The following is a 1,848-nucleotide window of genomic DNA, read 5'->3' on the forward strand; positions in this document are numbered from 1 at the left end:
GGATGGGTAGGGGAGCGTCGTGTGCCGGGTGAAGCCGCAGCGGAAGCTAGTGGTGGACGGTTCACGAGTGAGAATGCAGGCATGAGTAGCGATACACACGTGAGAAACGTGTGCGCCGATTGACTAAGGGTTCCTGGGTCAAGCTGATCTGCCCAGGGTAAGTCGGGACCTAAGGCGAGGCCGACAGGCGTAGTCGATGGATAACCGGTTGATATTCCGGTACCCGCTGTAAAGCGTCAAACATTGAACCAGGCGATGCTAAGTCCGTGAAGCCGCCCTGGAGCCTTCGGGCAAAGGGGAGTGGTGGAGCCGACGGTCCAGACCTGCAGTAGGTGAGTGATGGGGTGACGCAGGAAGGTAGTCCATCCCGGGCGGTGGTTGTCCCGGGGTAAGGGTGTAGGGCGTTGTCCAGGTAAATCCGGACAGCACATAGCCTGAGACCTGATGCCGAGCCGATTGTGGTGAAGTGGATGATCCTATGCTGTCGAGAAAAGCCTCTAGCGAGTTTTATGGCGGCCCGTACCCTAAACCGACTCAGGTGGTCAGGTAGAGAATACCGAGGCGTTCGGGTGAACTATGGTTAAGGAACTCGGCAAAATGCCCCCGTAACTTCGGGAGAAGGGGGGCCATCACCGGTGATGAGTCTTGCACTCTGAGCTGGGGGTGGCCGCAGAGACCAGCGAGAAGCGACTGTTTACTAAAAACACAGGTCCGTGCGAAGCCGTAAGGCGATGTATACGGACTGACGCCTGCCCGGTGCTGGAACGTTAAGGGGACCGGTTAGTGCGCCTTCGGGTGTGCGAGGCTGAGAACTTAAGCGCCAGTAAACGGCGGTGGTAACTATAACCATCCTAAGGTAGCGAAATTCCTTGTCGGGTAAGTTCCGACCTGCACGAATGGCGTAACGACTTCTCGACTGTCTCAACCATAGGCCCGGTGAAATTGCACTACGAGTAAAGATGCTCGTTTCGCGCAGCAGGACGGAAAGACCCCGGGACCTTTACTATAGTTTGATATTGGTGTTCGGTTCGGCTTGTGTAGGATAGCTGGGAGACTGTGAAGTGCGGGCGCCAGCCCGTGTGGAGTCGTCGTTGAAATACCAGTCTGGTCGTGCTGGATGTCTAACCTGGGTCCGTGATCCGGATCAGGGACAGTGTCTGATGGGTAGTTTAACTGGGGCGGTTGCCTCCTAAAGAGTAACGGAGGCGCCCAAAGGTTCCCTCAGCCTGGTTGGTAATCAGGTGTTGAGTGTAAGTGCACAAGGGAGCTTGACTGTGAGACCGACGGGTCGAGCAGGGACGAAAGTCGGGACTAGTGATCCGGCGGTGGCTTGTGGAAGCGCCGTCGCTCAACGGATAAAAGGTACCCCGGGGATAACAGGCTGATCTTCCCCAAGAGTCCATATCGACGGGATGGTTTGGCACCTCGATGTCGGCTCGTCGCATCCTGGGGCTGGAGTCGGTCCCAAGGGTTGGGCTGTTCGCCCATTAAAGCGGTACGCGAGCTGGGTTTAGAACGTCGTGAGACAGTTCGGTCCCTATCCGCTGCGCGCGCAGGAATATTGAGAAGGGCTGTCCCTAGTACGAGAGGACCGGGACGGACGAACCTCTGGTGTGCCAGTTGTCCTGCCAAGGGCATGGCTGGTTGGCTACGTTCGGGAGGGATAACCGCTGAAAGCATCTAAGCGGGAAGCCTGCTTCGAGATGAGTATTCCCACCCCCTTTGAGGGGTTAAGGCTCCCAGTAGACGACTGGGTTGATAGGCCGGATCTGGAAGGCGGGTAACCGCTGGAGGTGACCGGTACTAATAGGCCGAGGGCTTGTCCTCAGTTGCTCGCGTCCACTGTGT

Annotated in this window: 1 rRNA gene; it reads left to right on the top strand. The window is 57.3% G+C overall.

The window, feature by feature from the left end:
* Positions 1–1,827 (top strand): 23S ribosomal RNA (locus ACFVKT_RS40050); the annotation flags it as partial.
* Between the last annotated feature and the right edge of the window lie 21 nt (positions 1,828–1,848).

Source organism: Streptomyces sp. NPDC127595, assembly GCF_042671685.1.
Lineage (GTDB): Bacteria > Actinomycetota > Actinomycetes > Streptomycetales > Streptomycetaceae > Streptomyces.